The following is a 16130-nucleotide window of genomic DNA, read 5'->3' as shown; positions in this document are numbered from 1 at the left end:
TGTCGTTCGACCGCAGACCTGTCGTCGGTTGGCTATTTGGGTTGGAAAGGTGGGACGACCGCCCCTCGTTGGTCACGTCGGGGCCAAGCTCGTTGCCGAAAACTCACCATGAGGGCCCGGCAATTGCGCCGGACCCTCCTGGTTCGTGACGCCGGTTATTCGGCGGCCTGGAGACGGTTCGTCTCGTCGTCGACACCGGAGGCGACCTCCACCGACGGGCAATCTGCATCGCCGGTGAGAAAGGCCGGCAACTCGGCTGGGCCGACCTCGGCACCGTCGCCCGATATGTCTCCGACCACCGGCTCGTCGGTATCGGCAACAGGACCGTCCTGTTCGAGGCGCAGCGGCTCGGGCAGCCAGTTCGACCCTTCGAGAAGACGGCCAGCTTCACGCGCCATGAGGTCCTTCTTCATGTGGTCGATCATCTGCGCGGAGTCCTCGCCGCGGGCCTCGCGAACCGCCTGCACAATCCGGGCTTTGGTGACCCGGCCGAGATAGTTGTCGACAGTCGGTTCCCAGCCGGCCGTGACCATGTCAAAGCCGAGCGTGGTGGCAAGTGCATCTGCGTGGGCAAGCGCACCCGGCCGCCTGTTCCAGGGCTCGACGACGGCGTTGAGCGAGAGCGACGCGCAGTGCGCGAGCAGCGCCTTGCGGCTCGCTTCGTCGAGACCGAGCAGGAAGTCCCAGAGCTTGTCGCTGTCGGGCATATCCCGGTCCCAGGCCTCGTGACGCTCGGCAATCTCTTTCGCCCAGGGAGTTTCGGCGAGACCCTGGACCTGACCGAAGCTGTTGTTCACCATGGTGACCTCGAGGCAGCTGTCCTTGGCGAAATGGTAGAACACCTGCAGCATGAGGGCATGGAGAACGGTGACGAAGGCGATGTCGACGTTGCTCGCGAGCGCGTTGCGCAGCGCCAGCGTCTTTTGCGCCGTAAGGTCGAAGACAAGCCGTTCCGGCAGCGGCTTGATGCCTTCTTCCTCGGGCTCGTCGGCCGCATCGGATCCGCCGTTCGTCGACCTGCTGTTGACTACGACGCCATTGGCGCCGTCCTCATCGGACTGCGACGCGTCACGTTCCCCGCCGTCGGCCTCCTTGTCATCGTCGGCCTCAGCCCGGGGCTCATCCTCGGGACGAACAAATCCGGCTTCGATCTGGAGCTGGCCGTTGGCGCCGAGGGTCACGAACGCTCCGGCAATGCCCTTCTGCGCCGGATCGTAGACCTGTGGTCGATCGCTGAACGCGTCTAGTTCGGCGCCAAGCTGATCAAGCCTGTCCTCGATCTCCTGGTCGGCTTCCTCCATCTCGGCATATTTGGCGTCGAGCGCATCATACTCGGCCTTCGCCGCGTCGTAACGGGCGATCTCCTCGACGCTCATCTCCGCCTGTTCCGCGTAGATGCGCCGCATGCCGGAGGTATGCCCATAAGCGAAGCTGATTGCCGCTTCGACCCACTTCCAGCCGTCGGCGCGGATTGTCTCGGCATCGATCTTCAGCCTGTCGAAGACCAGCTGCTCGAGAAGGGCAGCATCCTGGAACCAGCCGCCGGAATCCTGCTCGAACAGATCGCGCAGGATGACGCCGCCGGCAGCCTCGTAGGCCTCTGCGCCGACATAGACCGCCCGGCGGTCATCGGCGCGAACCGTGGTCTCCGTTAGAAGGCGCCGGATGTAATAGGGTTCCTGCATGTGCGGATTGCCGGATATGCGCTCCCAGACCTGCTCCTGACGGGAATGGTCGTCGGAGATCGAGAACGCCATGATCTGCTCGAGGCGGATTTCATCCTTCTCGTAGAGCTCGAGCAGTTTTGGCGTGACCGAGGCGAGCCTCAGCCGCTGTTTGACGGTCGCCGCCGACACGAAGAACCGGGCGGCGATTTCCTCGACGTCGAGCCCCTGCTCCTTCAGTGCCCTGAACGCTCGGAACTGGTCGAGCGGATGCAGGGTTTCGCGATGCAGATTCTCGGCAAGCGAGTCCTCTTCGGCCGATGTCGTTGCGCTGCGGTTGAGGATGCAGGGGATCGGCTCGTTCTTCGCCAGACGCTTCTGCTTGACGAGAATGCCGAGCGCGAGATAGCGGCGGCCGCCGGCAGGCACCTCATACATGCCGGTCTCCTCGTCGTTTGCGTCGAGCACCGGACGGACGTTCAGGCTCTGCAGGAGCTTGCGGCGACCGATGTCCTCTGCGAGTTGCTCGATGGTGACGCCGTCCTTCACCCGACGAACGTTCTTCTGCGACAGCACGAGTTTGTCATAGGCAATGTTCTCCGCTGCATTCATAGCGATCTTCTGGCTGGCCTTTGCCATGGTCAGGGTCTCCATGACGGGCGGCCCGGGGCCTCTCCCCGAACCTCCAAACCCGTCAAAAACCCCTCCCCTCCCCCCTCTGCCTCTCACGGCCGCGCCGGCGCGGCACAGGCCGGTTCCACGCAACCTGGCGGCTGGACCGACGGAGAAAGACGAGCTATATATCTTCCACAAACGTGGAAGGATTACTGTCGTGGCCGGATTTAACAGCGAGGTACTCACCGCCACTGAGGCAGCGTCGGTGACGCGTGTGCCGCTCAAGCAGGTGCATCGAATCATCGACGCCGGCTTGCTGCGCGGCCGTGTCGAGATGCGTCGCGGCAGCCGAGTCATCGTCGGTTCGGGACTAGTGGGATTGCGTCTGGCGTGGTTGACGGCCGAGACACTGACGCCAACGGCACGTCGGCGCATCGTCGAGCGCGCGATCGCAACCGACGCGGCATCGGTGGTTGCCGCCGCCCCACTGAAGGTCGACCTGAAGCCGATCGCCGCCGAGGTGAAGATCGGCCTCGCCCGGCTTCGGAAAGCGAAGGCGATGGTGGCGCGCGATGCAGACATTCTCGGCGGCCAGCCGGTGTTTACCGGAACGCGTGTGCTTGTTCATGACATCGCTGACATGCTCGCGGCTGGCGATACGCCGGACGCGATCCATGCCGGCTATCCGCAGTTGGCCCTCGACCAGGTCGAGCTTGCCGCCGACTACGCGCTTGCCTATCCCCGGCGCGGCCGTCCGCCGGCAAAGCCAGTCTGGCGGACCACGCCGTCAAAATCGTCGCGCACGGTCAGTCTCGACGATTTGCCGGCGACTTCGTGAAGTTCCTGATCGACGAATGCCTGAGCCCGGACCTTGCGAAATTGGCGCGAGAGAGTGGGTATCCGCAGTCCAGCCACGTGCGCTGGCTGGGCCTGGCGGGCGCGAAAGATCATGTTGTGACCAGACGCGCTGTCGATGACGGCTATGTCCTGATTACCCACAACACGACGGATTTCCGGGGGCTTTATGGTCGCGAAGACCTGCACGTCGGATTAATAGCCTTCAACACGGCGCCAGGATTGATGAGTCTCGATCTTCAGGTGCGGCTTTTCCTCCTCGCCCTTTCGGAACTCGGCGGCGAGGAGGCATGGAACGAAGCGCTGGAGATCTCAGTGGACGCGGATCGAACCGTGACGATCGAGAGGTTCGATCTTCCAGAATAGCGGTTATTCGTCCGGTTCGCGAATGTCGACCTGGCCAGCGAAGCGCCTCCAACATACGGGCATGGTCGATGAGGACATGGATGAGCGCCTGGCGATCGAGGGTGACGGTCATGCTGGTGCTGCGTGTGCGCTCATGCCGTTCATTCAGCGTTTCGAACTCGTCCATGGTGGTGTGACGAAAGGCGCCGTCCCCCTGGTTGGCGGAGCGGCGCCTCGAAGAGGGCGATGATCGGAGAGCCGGCGATGCGATGTGCAGGATCGCCGGTTGGGCGCAGGATCAGTGGGCGAGGTCGAGGAGCTTCTTGGCCTTGCCTTCCAACTCGAGCCGGACGTCTTGGTGCTGCTTGTCGCGCGCGACGCGGGTGATGCCCTGCACGAAATCGAAAACCGATGCCGGCGGATGGCCTTCGTTGGTAAGCACGGCATCGATGATCTTCGCGGTTTCGCCCTTGGAAAAGCCCCGCTTGCGCAGGAAGGTGGTTCGGTCGTCGTCGTTACGTGCGACAACGCGCTCGCGCGCCGCCTTGATGCCGTTGACGAAGGGCATCGGCGAGGATTCGGCGAACTGGATCAGCGCCGGCTCGGCTTCGAGCGGAAAGCGCGAAGCAGCATATTTGGAGTGGCGGATGGTGATCTCCTCGAATTCTTCAACACCCCAGAGATTGCGGTTCTGGCAGACGGCGCGGAGGTAGAAGCTCGCTATGCCGAGCGTCTTGGCGCCGACCTCTGAGTTCCAACAGTAGAAGCCGCGGAAATAGAGATCGGGCGAGCCGTCCGGGAGCCGCCCAGCCTCTATGGGGTTGAGGTCGTCGACCAGGAAAATGAAGATGTCGCGGTCCGAGGCATAAAGCGTCGTCGTGTCCTTCGAGATGTCTACATTGGGATTGTAAATGCTGGTCGACCAGTCGAGCACGCCGGGCACCTTCCAGCGCGTGTCGCCAGTGCCGTTGCCAGCGATCTTTTGTACGGCCTCAACGAGTTCGTGGTCGAAAATCCTCCCATAGTCTGGACCAGTGACTGCTCGGAGCTCGAGACGGCCGTTCGCGATCTCGAGCGTCTTGACCTGCTCGGCGCGGTGCGTGGAAAGGCCATACTGCAGATTGATCCCGGCGAGCGCAGCCGGAAGCTGGCGCAGATAGGTTGCGGGTGCGCCGACCAGGCTGGCGAGCTGACCAAAACTCCAGTGTGTCGGCGCGACCGGCGTGTGGGCGTCCGGCAGCATGAGCGTCAGCCTCTCGGGATTTTCACGGGAGGCTTCCACACGGATCGCGTCGCTTTCCACGATTCGCGTCTTGCTGCGTTCGGACCGCCGCCTCACCGCATTGTTGAGGTCGGTGAGCGACAGGTAGCGTTCGTCGTCCGGCCGGTTGAACCATTCCGACGACACGCGGCCAATGCGCTGGCCGCGGCTGACATCCACCTTGTAACCGTTGTTCCCGCTCCGCACGGGCGCCTGAATTTCCATCTGGGTCATAGCTCTTGCTCCTCGACGGGGCGCCAGGAGCCTCTCTCCAGGCTTTCGCCCGCCGCCAGCACTCCGCTCCACCCTCTCCCTCTGTTGGCGCCGGCCAAACCGGCACGAGCGCTGCGCTTGCGGCAGCTTTTTCCTCGGAGATCTGCCTACGGTGAAGACCGGCCGCAGGCCGGCCTTCAGCGCAACGGCAGTCCGCTCCCGCAGCGAGACGCCCCCGCTATTGGCCGGGGCTAGTCACCCACATGAAGCGTCAGGCCACCTTCCAGCGCATTCGCACTGCCGGCGAGAACAATCGCGGTTGCCACGATGCCGAAATCATGAATCAATGCGCGTCCAGGGATGCGGCGGCACCCGGAGCGATGGAGGCGATGCGACGATTCAGAATTGCTGACCAGGTCATAGAAGAAACGGTGTCTGACCTGCAGGTCGTGCTTGCGGATGCCTACCAGCGCAAGAGCCGGCCACTTTGCCTGTGCCAAGCGCCGGGTGTGGCAATGTATATTGCCCAGGTCGGCGAGCAGTACATCGTCAAGCGCATGCCATCGTCGGGCGGCGGGCATGATCCGTCCTGTTCGTCCTACGAGCCGCCCGATGAGCTATCCGGTCTCGGCATGCTGATGGGGAGCGCAATCCAGGTTGATCCCGAGAGTGGGCTGGCCTCGCTGAAGCTGGATTTCAGCCTGTCGAAGGTCGCTGGCCGGGCAAGACCTGTCGCGGGTGCGGGCAGCTCCGACAGCGTGACCGGCGATGCAAAGAAATTGTCCTTGCGCAGCCTGCTTCAATACCTTTGGCACGAAGCTGAATTGACGGCCTGGACCTCACGCTGGACCGGGAAGCGCCATTGGTGGAACATCCGATGGCACCTGATCGAAGCCGCAAGACAGATGACGGCGAAGGGCGGGATGTTGAGCGAAATCCTGTTCGTGCCGGAGCCGTTCCGGTCCGCCGACAAGGCCGGGATCGAGCAGCGACGTGCTGCGGCGCTTGCGCCTGCTCAGCCACCGAAGACCGGCCCGAGGCAGCTGATGATCCTCGTTGGCGAGGTCAAGGAACTTGAGCCGGCGCGCAGCGGTCATAAGCTGATCATCAAGCACATGCCAGGGTTGGTATTTTTGGTCGATGATGGACTTTACCGCCGGCTTCAGTCTCGCTTTGAGACCGAGCTAATGCTGTGGGACACTGATGAGGCGTCACACCTGATCGCGATCGCGACGTTCGCACTCACACCGACCGGGCTCGCCGTCATCGAGGAACTGGCACTGATGGTGGTGGCGGAAAACTGGGTACCTTACGAGTCCGCTTACGAAAAGAAGCTGGTCGATGCACTGGCCAGGGTGCAGACGCGCAGCGTAAAGGGCCTGCGCTACAATTTGCCGGCAGAGCGGCCGGTAGCTGCCGCCCTGGCACAGGGGCAGCCGCGATCGACTGCGCTTTACATCGTCCCGCCAATTGCCGATTCATCCTACCTGGATGCAGTTGAGGAGTTGATCGCATCGCGACCCGAAATCGATGCGTGGTTGTGGAGGGTGGCGGATGGAGACATGCCACCCCTGCCCACATGATTTTAGCTGGGGGCTTTGGCCGAACAAAAGCCAATAAGCGAAAGCCCACTCGGCCGGGGCCAAGTGGGCTTTGTCTGGCGGAACGCAGCACCTATCCGTCCGTGAAGGTCACATTGCCATGGTAAAGATTAGATTAGCGAGATCGAATTTTCGAATATGTTTAGGTTCTGGCGCAGCTTGCGGCAGGCGAAAGCTGTTCCGCCCGCGGCGAGGTTTTGGAGCGTCATGATGACCGTCTCCTTGCATGCCTGCAGGAGTCGATCTCCCCACAGCCTTGCTTAGGATCGCCGGGCAGTTCCCGCGTTCCTGCCACGTCCTCTCGATTCAAGCAGCGGCTTGATGCAACACTTCAGGGCGCGGCAACGCTACCTGGAGATTGTCGATTAGCCGCGTTTCGCCAAGCCAGGCAGCGACGAGCAGGCGCGCTGGTCGATCCAATGTGAGTATTGAGGCAAGGTCCCTCTCCGAGCGCAGCTCGAGATACTCGACCTTCGAGAAGCCGGCGGCGAGGATCGCCTCTCGGCCGACAGTCAGCGCACGCTGTATAGATTCTCCTGAACTCAGCTGCCTGGCAGTTTGGCCCAGGATTTCAGCCAGTCGAGGCGCCCTGTGGCGCTCAGCCAAGGACAGGCGCGCGTTGCGCGACGACATTGCCAGGCCATCGGCTTCGCGAACCGTCGGGCCAGCGATGATCTTGATTGGGATATCGAGGTCACGGACAAGCTGGCGCACGACGTGAAGTTGCTGAAAATCCTTTTCGCCGAAAAACGCCAGATCGGCGCCAGTCTGAAGAAGAAGCTTCGTGACCACGGTGGCTACACCATCGAAGTGGCCGGGCCGAAACGTGCCGCAAAGCCCCTCGCTCACACCGCCGACCGAAACTGTGGTCCCGAAGCCTTGCGGATATATGTCGGCGGCATCGGGAGCATAAAGAATATGGGCGCCAGCAGACGCGAGCTTGGCGGCGTCATCGTGTTCCGTGCGCGGATAGGCAGCCAGGTCATCGGCATTGTTGAATTGCCTCGGGTTGACGAACAGCGTCACGATCACCCGATCAGCCTTGGCCAGCGCGGCCCGCACGAGGCTGAGATGACCCTCATGCAGGGCACCCATGGTTGGCACAACGGCAATCCGTAGGCCCTCGCGGCGCCACGCGGCAACGATGCTGCGCAATTCTGAGACGATCCGGACGATCGCGGTGCTCATGCGCCTTCTCCTCCACTAACCGTGCCCGGCTCATCGCCGAAGACGTGATCGGCGGCCGGAAAGCAGCGCTCGCGCACCTCCTTTGCGTATGCCGCGATCGCTGTCTCGGCGTCGTTTCCCAGCTCTGCATAGCGTTTGACAAATCTTGGCCGAAAAGCGCCAAACAAGCCAAGCATGTCATCGACAACCAAGATTTGACCGTGCAGGCCGGCGATGCACCGATACCGATTGTGGGAATTGCAACTTCCTGTGTAATCAGCCGAGCAAGAGCTTCCGGTATCTTCTCGAGTACGACGGCGAATGCGCCAGCCTCGGCCACCGCCGTTGCATCGCGCAGGATTCGTTCGGCATCCTCGCCTCGTCCCTGAATGTGATAACCGCCAAAAGCATTGACAGCCTGCGGCGTCAGTCCGACATGGCCCATCACAGGTATGCCGCGTGCGGTCATAAACCGGATTGTCTCGGCGACGCTTTCGCCGCCTTCGAGCTTGACCGCCGCCGCCCCGGTTTCGGAACCAGGGCCGCATTGCGGAAGGCCTGCGCGGGGCTTTCCTCATAAGAGCCAAAGGGCATGTCCACGACCATCAGAGCGCTATGAAGTCCGCGCCGCACCGCCTTGCCGTGCAGGATCATCATTTCGAGCGTGACCCCAACAGTTGAGGACATGCCGTGCAACACCATGCCGACACTGTCGCCGACCAGCACCACGTCGCAATGCCCGTCGACAAGCTTGGCGACGGGCGTCGTATAGGCCGTCAAGCAAACAAGGGGCGTCTTGCCCTTCCGCGCCGCGATATCCGGGGCCGTCAATGCCTTCGATCCTCCGGTTGCGCTCACCAGATGTCTCCTTCCCCTGCGTCAGAGGATGGAAGCATGTGCCACATTTTTGTGCAGTTGCGAAGAGAAAATTAGCAGCGCACAATCATTTGCCGGCGACATTCATCGTCACGACCAGTCGGGCGACCCTGCGCTCAGATTCTGCACCAACAGTTCGGTAAGTGCTTCTCCGTGCACAACACAATTAAACGCCAGTCGTGAACACATGGGGCCGGGTAAGCGCCTGGCTCCCCAGACGACAAAGCATCAAGTCGCATCTGGAACCGTTCACCTTGCGGATTAGTGCTGACCGCAGCCGCGACAACGTCCGCGATCGCTCGTCGAATGTGAGAACCGCACCGCGTCGAAAACCGAGAAAACCAATTTACGAATAGCTGCAAACACGCAATATGCTTTCTCTATAGATTTTGTATAATTACCTAGACTGATCCCGTCTTCACGAATGCGGCTGCATTCCAAAGGAGAAGGGCCGGACCATGACCACCCCCGCCATCGTCGGACTTTCCGGCAGCTACAACTCCCCTTCCCGCACGCGCGTCCTGGTCGAAGAGATCGTCAGGCGAGCGGCGCGCCGATATGACAAGACCGCCGAAATCCTCGACATCGGCCAGTTCCCCAATTTGGGAACCGCCGTCCGCCTCTCCGATCTCGATCCCAGCGCAAGGAGGCTCGTTGACCGCCTCCTTCAAGCCGAGGCATTGGTTGTCGCAAGTCCGGTCTACAAAGGCAGCTACACCGGCCTCTTCAAGCACCTGATCGATCTTCTGGAGCCCACTGCGTTCAGCGGCAAGCCGATCCTGCTCGCAGCGACTGGCGGCGGGGATCGCCATGCGCTGGTGATCGAGCATCAGTTGCGGCCGCTCTTCGGCTTCTTCGAAGCATGAACGCTTGCGACCGGCCTCTATGCCTCGGAACGGGATTTTGCCGATCCGACGTCCATTTTCCCCGCCCTGGCCGAGCGACTCGAGCGCGCGATCGGGCAGTTCGAACCTTATCTCGAACCTCGAAGGAGCCGTCCTCGCGGCCCAGAATGATCCGAGCCAACGGTTCGGCGAGCGGAACGCTAGGGCACTCACTGAGCCGAATTCCCCTCGCAAATTTGGAGTGACGGATCTTTCAGTCCCCACTTCGGACATTGGACGATTCCGAAATCGTCCAGACCAGCAGCTCACTTAACCCACGGAGAAAGCCATGACCAAGCCAGTTCTCGTTGACGCTCCCATAGCGCAAGCCGATGTCGCGCCGCTCACGGTGCATGTGGGCGCCGAAATTCGCAACGTTCGCCTCTCCGGCGATCTGCCGCACGCGGTCGTGACTGCGATCAACGACCTCCTGCTGCGCCACAAGGTGGTGTTCTTCCGCGATCAAGACCACCTTGACGATGCCGAGCAGGAGTGCTTTGCGCGACGGCTGGGCGACCTGGTGCCACATCCGACTCAGGGTCCGGTTGCCGGGACCGCGTCGATCCTCGAACTGGATTCAAGCCGCGGTGGCGGGCGCGCCGATCAGTGGCATACCGACGTCACATTCGTCGACGCCTACCCAAAATTCTCGGTTCTGCGCGGCGTCGTCATTCCGCCGGCGGGTGGCGACACGATCTGGGCCAACACCACCGCTGCCTATGAGAGCCTGCCGACGGCACTGAAGCAGCTGGCCGAAAATCTTTGGGCGGTGCACTCCAACGCATACGACTACGCCGCCGCGCGACCGCGCTCGACCGAGGCGGAGAAAAGGCACTTCGAAGAGGTGTTCACCTCGACGATCTACGAAACCGAGCACCCGGTTGTGCGGGTTCATCCCGAAACTGGCGAGCGCACGCTGCTTTTGGGCAATTTCGTGCAGCGTTTTGTCGGCCTCTCCAAGAACGATTCCCAGAAACTTTACGAGGTTTTACAATCCTACGTCACCGCACCGGAAAACACCGTGCGCTGGCATTGGCGGCCAGGAGACGTGGCGATCTGGGATAACCGCGCCACCCAGCATTATGCCGTCAATGACTATGGCGACCAGCACCGGGTGGTCCGGCGCGCGACCGTCGATGGCGACGTGCCCGTTGCCATCGACGGGCGTCGAAGCGTCATCCGCACCAAGGCAACCAAGCCGGCGACAGCCAAGGCCGCCTGAACCCATCCCTTCACTCAGCGATGAGAGCACAAATGTCCAGAAAGATCAGACTTGGCGCATTCCTGCCCGGTGGCGGACAGCATCTTGCCGCCTGGCGCCATCCCGATGCGCCGGCCGATGGCGCCACCAATTTCGAGTTCCACAAGCAATTAGCCCAAACCGCCGAGCGCGGCCTGTTCGACGCTTATTTCCTGGCCGACAGCCTGTCGGTAGGGCTTGGCGGCCGCGAGGGCGGCAATGCCAAGATCGCCGGCTTCGAGCCGGTGACGCTGTTTGCAGCACTGGCCCCGCTGACCAAGCACCTCGGCTTCATCGCGACCGCTTCCACGACCTACGAGGAGCCTTACACGCTTGCGCGCAAATTCGCCTCTCTGGATCTGCTCTCCAATGGCCGCGCCGGCTGGAACGTCGTGACCTCGGCCGGCGATGAGACCGCGCAGAATTTCAACCGCGACACCCAGCCCGATCATGCCGACCGCTATGCAAGGGCGCACGAGCATGTCGAGACGGTCAAGGCGCTGTGGGACAGCTGGGAAGACGACGCCTTCATCCGCGACAAGAAGTCGGGCCGCTTTTACGACAAGGACAAGCTGCACGACATCGACCACAAGGGCGAGCATTTCAGCGTCAAGGGTCCGCTCAACGTCCCGCGGCCGGTGCAGGGCCATCCGGTCGTGGTGCAGGCGGGGCAGTCTGAGGACGGACGCGGGCTTGCCGCGCACTCGGCCGAGGTTATCTTCACCGCCCACCAGAAGCTCGAGACGGCGCAGGAATTCTACCGCGACATCAAGGCGCGCGTGGTTGAAGCCGGCCGCGACCCCGGCCAGGTGCTGATCATGCCGGGTGTGGCGCCCTTCGTCGGCCGCACGAGGGAAGAAGCGCAAGCCAAGTACCAGCAGCTCAACGACCTGATCCTGCCCGAGGATGGCGTGGCGCTGCTCAACGGACTTGCCGGCCAGACGCTCGACATCAGGGGCTATCCGCTCGACGGACCGCTGCCGGTAGCCAAGGAAACCGAAGGCCTGAAGAGCCGCCAGGCGCTGATCCGCCAGATCGCCGACGAGCACAATTTTTCGATCCGCCAGCTCTATCAATGGGTGGCGACCGCGCGCGGCCACTACACCATCATCGGCAGCGCCACCGACATCGCCGACCAGCTGGAAGAATGGTTCACGAGCGAGGCGGCCGACGGCTTCAACATCCTGCCGCCCTGGCTGCCCGGCGCGCTCGACGACTTCGTCGACCTGGTGATCCCCGAGCTGCAGCGCCGCGGCCTGTTCCGCACCGCTTACGAAGGCAGGACCTTGCGTGAAAACCTCGGTCTCAGGCGGCCGGAAAATCCATGGACCGTGGCCCCCGCGCGCTCGACCGTACTGGCCGCCGAGTAATCTTCCCCAACGAAAGGCATGACGATGAGTTTGCAACACATCGAGCGGCCAGTTCTTGGCCACAGTGGAATCCTTGGTCGAGATGGCAATGGCGGCGGCCTCGGCATCGATGCCTTGCGCCTCGGCGGCCGGACGGCCGTCCGCTTCCTGTCGCGCTACGGCGTGCTGGTGGCCTTCCTCTTTCTCTGGCAGGTATCGAGCAGCGTCGGTTGGGTCAACGCCGCCGTGCTGCCACCGCTCGACAAAATTGTCGTCGCCCTGTCGAAGGGTCTAGCCGGCGGCACGCTCGTCGGCGATATCGCTATCAGCCTCCAGCGCGCCGGTACCGCCTTTGCCGCCGCCGTCGCGGTCGCCATTCCACTTGGCCTGTTGATGGGCCAGGTGCGCGCTGTGGAAACCGCGCTCGACCCGATCCTGCAGCTGTTCCGGCAGACCTCGGCGCTGGCGCTCTACCCTGTCTTTATCCTGCTCATGGGTCTGGGCGAAACCTCTAAAATCTTCATTATCTTCTGGGCGACGTTGTTTCCGCTGCTGCTCAACACCACCAGCGGTGTCAAGGAAGTGGATCCAAAACTGCTCGAAATGGCCCGCGTCTATGGCGCCAACCGGTTCACCGTGTTCCGCCGCGTCGTGCTGCCGGGTGCCGTGCCGTCGATCTTCGTCGGCTTGAGGCTCAGTGCCTCCACGGCGCTGCTGCTTCTGATCGCCTCGGAAATGATCGGCGCCAACAAGGGCATCGGCTTCCAGGTGATGAACGCGCAGTACAATTTCCAGGTCCCGCTGATGTTCGCGGCGATCGTCATCCTCGCCGGCCTCGGCCTGATCGCCAACCGGGCGCTGGTCGCCCTGCAGCGGCGGCTGTGCCGCTGGAACAATCCCGTCGGCTGAGCAGCCGTCCGCTTCACCTCATTTCCTAAACAATGAAGGACTAGATCATGACCGTCACACGCCGTTCGCTTCTTCTGCATGCTCCCATCGCCGCCGGCATCATCGCCGCCGGAATGCCTTCGATAGCCCGGTCGCAGGCCGCTTCCGTCAAAATCCGCTATCTCGCCGGCCGCGGCGGCTTCTCTCCGCATGAGCTCGCCAACGAGCTTGGCTATTTCAAAGGCCTCGGCATTGAGCTCGAAAATGTCGGCTATGTCGGCGGCGGCCCGGAATCGCTGTTCGCGCTGGCTTCCGGCAGCGTCGATCTGGGTTCGGCCGCCACGCCGGCGGTGATCAATTCGATCGCCGGCGGCAACGATTTCGTCGCGGCCTATCCGAGCAACGGCATTAACAAGCAAGTCAAAAGCATCTTCTATGTACTCGAGGACAGTCCTATCAAATCGATCGCCGACATCGCCGGCAAGACGATCTCGGTCAACACGCTCGGCGCTCATCTCGACTATACGGTGCGCGAGGCGCTGCGCAGCATCGGCCTGCCGCCTGATGCCGCCAAGTTGGTCGTAGTGCCCGGGCCGCAGCTCGAGCAAACCTTACGTTCACGCCAGGTCGATATCGCCGGGTTCGGCTACTGGCAGGCGACGTTCGGCGGCGCCCTTGTCAACAAGGGCGGTGTGCGCGGCGTGTTCAACGATACCGATGTGCTCGGCGAAATCGCAGGCGGTTTCGTCGTGCTGCGGCGGGATTTCATCGCCGCCAATCCCGACGCTGCCCGCAACTTCGTGCAACAGTCGGCGCGCGCCGCCGACTGGTCACGGCAAAATCCTGACGAGGCGCGCAAGGTGCTGGCCGACTTCCTTAACAAACGCGGTGAGAATGGCGAGCTTGCGCGTTACTGGACCGGCTTCGGCCTACGCGAGGGCGCTAAGGCGACCGACCACGACGTCGATTTCTGGTTGAGCATTTTGGAGCGCGACGGCCGTTTGCCCAAGGGCAAACTCAAGGCCGCCGACATTCTCTACCGGCCGGGCGAAACCAAGACCAACTGAGCCCAGATCGGTTCAGCGTATGGTTGAACCGCCGAACCGATCAAACTTTTTTGTTTTACGCAATTCGGACGGAAAACCGTTTGACCAAAATTCGGGAATTGCTCTGGAGGCGCGAGCCATGGTTACCCCACACGGCGGCGAGATCACGATACGCGACTTGTCCAGATCATTCAGCCTCGGCGGGCGCCAGCTTGCCGTGCTGCGCTCGCTCAATTTCGACATCCACCCCGGCGAGTGCCTCGTGATCGTCGGCGCAAGCGGATCGGGCAAGACGACGCTTCTGCGCATCCTGGCGGGGCTGGAAAGCGCCGACAGTGGCGCCGTCGCGATCGACGGCAGAAAGGTGGAGGGTGTCGGCGCGGAGCGCGCGGTGATCTTCCAGGAGCCGCGCCTGCTGCCGTGGCTGACCGTGCTCGGCAATGTCGCCTTCGGGCTTGAAGTGCGCGGCGCGCCCAAGGCGGAAGCCGAAGAGCGGGCGCGGTTCTATATCGCGCTGGTTGGCCTTGCCGAGTTCACCGATGCGTGGCCGCGGCAGCTTTCGGGCGGCATGGCGCAACGTGTCGGCATTGCCCGGGCGTTGACGGTGCAACCTGAGATCCTGCTACTCGACGAACCGCTCGGGGCTCTCGACGCCATGACCAAGATCGGCATGCAGGAGGAATTGGCACGCATATGGAGTGAGGAGAACGTTACCATGGTCATGGTCACGCATGATCTGGAAGAGGCGATCTATCTCGCCGACAGGGTGCTGATCCTGCCCAAGGAAAAAGGCGGCGCGGCGCGGCTGATCACCATCGACCTGCCACGGCCGCGTGACCGCAGCGAAAGCCGCTTCGTGCGTTATCGCGAGGAACTGCTGCGCGTGTTCGGCCTGCACTGAGGGCGGCAACACGCCAGACGCGCCCATATCGCCTCGGCCTATGAACTTCGCGGAACAGCGTCACACCCCGCACGTCTTGTTGCTCCGGTTGGCATGGTCCGCGGCCCCAAAGATCGCATACGCACCGCCCCTTGAAATCTTGGGTGTCAACTGTCATATTTTGAGCGACACATGACATAGGGCACACATGGCAGCCACAGCGGATAAGGTTCTTGCGGAAGCGAGAAGCGGCGATCTCCAGAAGGTGGAGGCACTGCTCGGCGGGTCTCGTGTCTTATCGCGTCGATTGACCGGCGCACTAGATGCGCATGAATTGCTGCTAAGCGGTCTACCGGCCTCGGCCTTGCACCATCTCGTCGGGCAACTGGTCTTCATCGACAAGACGGCGTCGCTCGAAAAGGCGGTTGGTATGAGCCTGCGAACCTGGCAGCGCCGCAAAGATGCTCCATCCAAACCTCTTAGCCAGGAGCAGAGCGGACGGACGTGGAAGTTCGCCGAGATCCTGGCAAAGGCGACGGATGTCCTCGGCACGCAGGCGGAAGCCGAGCAATGGTTGGAGCGTCCGGCGATCGGGCTCGACCAACATCGTCCGATCGATTTGCTGGGCACCCCCGCTGGCGTCGAACTGGTCGAAGACTATCTGCAGCGGCTTGAATATGGCGTCTATGCGTGACGCCTCTGCCGTTAGCGCTCGGAGGAACGGAACTCATTGCATGGCGGCTCGATCAGACCCTCCACGCCTCGACTTGGGACAGTGGCGAAGGTGCCTATCGGGTCGGTGGTCGTTGGAACAGTAAGGGCGTGAGAGCGGTCTACTGCTCGATTGATCCCGCGGCGGCCATTCTCGAAGTCGCCGTGCACAAGGGTTTTCGCGCGCTCGACACAGTTCCTCACACGCTAACGGCCACTGTCATCGGCGATGCGTCCGCCATACATGTCGTTGATCCTGCCAGCGTGCCCAATCCGAACTGGCTGCGCCCCGGCATACCAGGCGCGGGTCAGCAGGCATTCGGGGATGACCTTCTGCTGAAACATCGCTTCGTGGCGATACCGAGCGCGGTTTCGTCATATAGCTGGAACCTTATCTTCGTGGCGAGCGTGGCGGCAGGTGCCTATGCGCTTAAGCTCCAGGAAGCCTTTGCCCTTGACCCGACTTCAACAGTTGTTTTTGAATAGATCTTTATAATCAATGAGATGTGCGGCCCCCAAGTTTCCTTAGCACCAC

General features: G+C 62.3%; 13 protein-coding genes and 2 pseudogenes. 11 read left to right on the top strand and 4 right to left on the bottom strand.

Annotated elements, in window-relative coordinates; translation table 11 throughout:
* Positions 1 to 155: 155 nt before the first annotated feature.
* The gene (locus tag ACWGTI_RS29125) at positions 156 to 2303 is read right to left on the bottom strand and encodes a ParB/RepB/Spo0J family partition protein (RefSeq protein WP_454578182.1); all 2148 of its coding nucleotides are present in this window, start codon (positions 2301 to 2303) and stop codon (positions 156 to 158) included.
* Between the two features lie 193 nt (positions 2304 to 2496).
* Between ACWGTI_RS29125 and ACWGTI_RS29120 the strand changes: the two genes are divergently transcribed.
* Both ACWGTI_RS29120 and ACWGTI_RS29115 read left to right on the top strand, forming a co-directional pair.
* Positions 2497 to 3117, top strand: a complete 621-nt coding sequence (locus tag ACWGTI_RS29120; protein ID WP_454590234.1) for a DUF433 domain-containing protein — start codon at positions 2497 to 2499, stop codon at positions 3115 to 3117.
* Positions 3114 to 3500: a DUF5615 family PIN-like protein gene (locus ACWGTI_RS29115; RefSeq protein ID WP_454590233.1), complete on the top strand. Its 387-nt coding sequence runs from the start codon at positions 3114 to 3116 to the stop codon at positions 3498 to 3500. The genes ACWGTI_RS29120 and ACWGTI_RS29115 overlap by 4 nt, the downstream gene beginning before the upstream one ends.
* 277 nt (positions 3501 to 3777) lie before the next feature.
* Here ACWGTI_RS29115 and ACWGTI_RS29110 read toward each other — a convergent pair whose 3' ends face one another.
* The gene (locus ACWGTI_RS29110) at positions 3778 to 4974 is read right to left on the bottom strand and encodes a DUF932 domain-containing protein (RefSeq protein ID WP_454590232.1); all 1197 of its coding nucleotides are present in this window, start codon (positions 4972 to 4974) and stop codon (positions 3778 to 3780) included.
* Positions 4975 to 5342: 368 nt separating this feature from the next.
* Between ACWGTI_RS29110 and ACWGTI_RS29105 the strand changes: the two genes are divergently transcribed.
* Positions 5343 to 6536, top strand: a complete 1194-nt coding sequence (locus ACWGTI_RS29105; protein WP_454590266.1) for a DUF1173 domain-containing protein — start codon at positions 5343 to 5345, stop codon at positions 6534 to 6536.
* A 324-nt stretch (positions 6537 to 6860) separates the two neighbouring features.
* Here the strand turns inward: ACWGTI_RS29105 and panC are convergent, their stop codons facing one another.
* Together panC and panB are read right to left on the bottom strand one after the other, a co-directional pair.
* Complete coding sequence (gene panC, locus ACWGTI_RS29100) at positions 6861 to 7742, bottom strand: pantoate--beta-alanine ligase (RefSeq protein ID WP_454590231.1); 882 nt, start codon at positions 7740 to 7742, stop codon at positions 6861 to 6863.
* Positions 7739 to 8579 (bottom strand): annotated as a pseudogene (gene panB, locus ACWGTI_RS29095) (3-methyl-2-oxobutanoate hydroxymethyltransferase). Before panB ends, panC begins: the two are co-directional and overlap by 4 nt.
* 476 nt (positions 8580 to 9055) lie before the next feature.
* On the opposite strand from panB, the pseudogene ACWGTI_RS29090 reads away from it, so the two are divergent.
* The 8 genes and pseudogenes from ACWGTI_RS29090 (at position 9056) to ACWGTI_RS29055 (ending at position 16081) form a co-directional block, all read left to right on the top strand.
* Positions 9056 to 9613, top strand: a pseudogene (locus tag ACWGTI_RS29090) (NAD(P)H-dependent oxidoreductase).
* Between the two features lie 157 nt (positions 9614 to 9770).
* The gene (locus ACWGTI_RS29085) at positions 9771 to 10703 is read left to right on the top strand and encodes a TauD/TfdA dioxygenase family protein (RefSeq protein ID WP_454590230.1); all 933 of its coding nucleotides are present in this window, start codon (positions 9771 to 9773) and stop codon (positions 10701 to 10703) included.
* Positions 10704 to 10735: 32 nt separating this feature from the next.
* Positions 10736 to 12091 (top strand): LLM class flavin-dependent oxidoreductase, encoded by a 1356-nt coding sequence (locus ACWGTI_RS29080; protein ID WP_454590229.1) that lies wholly within the window; start codon positions 10736 to 10738, stop codon positions 12089 to 12091.
* A 24-nt stretch (positions 12092 to 12115) separates the two neighbouring features.
* Positions 12116 to 12979 carry an ABC transporter permease gene (locus tag ACWGTI_RS29075; RefSeq protein ID WP_454590228.1) on the top strand — a complete coding sequence of 288 codons (864 nt, stop codon included), beginning with the start codon at positions 12116 to 12118 and terminating at the stop codon, positions 12977 to 12979.
* A gap of 47 nt (positions 12980 to 13026) precedes the next feature.
* Positions 13027 to 14025: an ABC transporter substrate-binding protein gene (locus ACWGTI_RS29070; RefSeq protein ID WP_454590227.1), complete on the top strand. Its 999-nt coding sequence runs from the start codon at positions 13027 to 13029 to the stop codon at positions 14023 to 14025.
* A 118-nt stretch (positions 14026 to 14143) separates the two neighbouring features.
* Entirely contained in the window at positions 14144 to 14905 is a 762-nt protein-coding gene (locus tag ACWGTI_RS29065; protein ID WP_454590226.1) for an ABC transporter ATP-binding protein, read from the top strand.
* A 187-nt stretch (positions 14906 to 15092) separates the two neighbouring features.
* Positions 15093 to 15578, top strand: a complete 486-nt coding sequence (gene parS, locus ACWGTI_RS29060) for a type II RES/Xre toxin-antitoxin system antitoxin (RefSeq protein ID WP_454578825.1) — start codon at positions 15093 to 15095, stop codon at positions 15576 to 15578.
* Positions 15575 to 16081 carry an RES family NAD+ phosphorylase gene (locus tag ACWGTI_RS29055; RefSeq protein ID WP_454590225.1) on the top strand — a complete coding sequence of 169 codons (507 nt, stop codon included), beginning with the start codon at positions 15575 to 15577 and terminating at the stop codon, positions 16079 to 16081. The genes parS and ACWGTI_RS29055 overlap by 4 nt, the downstream gene beginning before the upstream one ends.
* The last annotated feature ends 49 nt before the right edge of the window (positions 16082 to 16130 follow it).

This window comes from Mesorhizobium sp. ArgA1, from assembly GCF_053714375.1.
The sequence above is the reverse complement of the archived record's forward strand: the minus strand, read 5'-3'. Positions and strand labels throughout refer to the sequence as shown.

Bases quoted from the DNA above. Each gene is read 5' to 3' on its own strand.
- ACWGTI_RS29125 (WP_454578182.1), bottom strand. From the start codon at position 2,303: ATGGCAAAGGCCAGCCAGAAGATCGCTATGAATGCAGCGGAGAACATT.
- ACWGTI_RS29070 (WP_454590227.1), top strand. From the start codon at position 13,027: ATGACCGTCACACGCCGTTCGCTTCTTCTGCATGCTCCCATCGCCGCC.
- ACWGTI_RS29080 (WP_454590229.1), top strand. From the start codon at position 10,736: ATGTCCAGAAAGATCAGACTTGGCGCATTCCTGCCCGGTGGCGGACAG.
- panC (WP_454590231.1), bottom strand. From the start codon at position 7,742: ATGAGCACCGCGATCGTCCGGATCGTCTCAGAATTGCGCAGCATCGTT.
- ACWGTI_RS29075 (WP_454590228.1), top strand. From the start codon at position 12,116: ATGAGTTTGCAACACATCGAGCGGCCAGTTCTTGGCCACAGTGGAATC.
- ACWGTI_RS29085 (WP_454590230.1), top strand. From the start codon at position 9,771: ATGACCAAGCCAGTTCTCGTTGACGCTCCCATAGCGCAAGCCGATGTC.
- ACWGTI_RS29105 (WP_454590266.1), top strand. From the start codon at position 5,343: ATGCGACGATTCAGAATTGCTGACCAGGTCATAGAAGAAACGGTGTCT.
- ACWGTI_RS29110 (WP_454590232.1), bottom strand. From the start codon at position 4,974: ATGACCCAGATGGAAATTCAGGCGCCCGTGCGGAGCGGGAACAACGGT.
- ACWGTI_RS29065 (WP_454590226.1), top strand. From the start codon at position 14,144: ATGGTTACCCCACACGGCGGCGAGATCACGATACGCGACTTGTCCAGA.
- parS (WP_454578825.1), top strand. From the start codon at position 15,093: ATGGCAGCCACAGCGGATAAGGTTCTTGCGGAAGCGAGAAGCGGCGAT.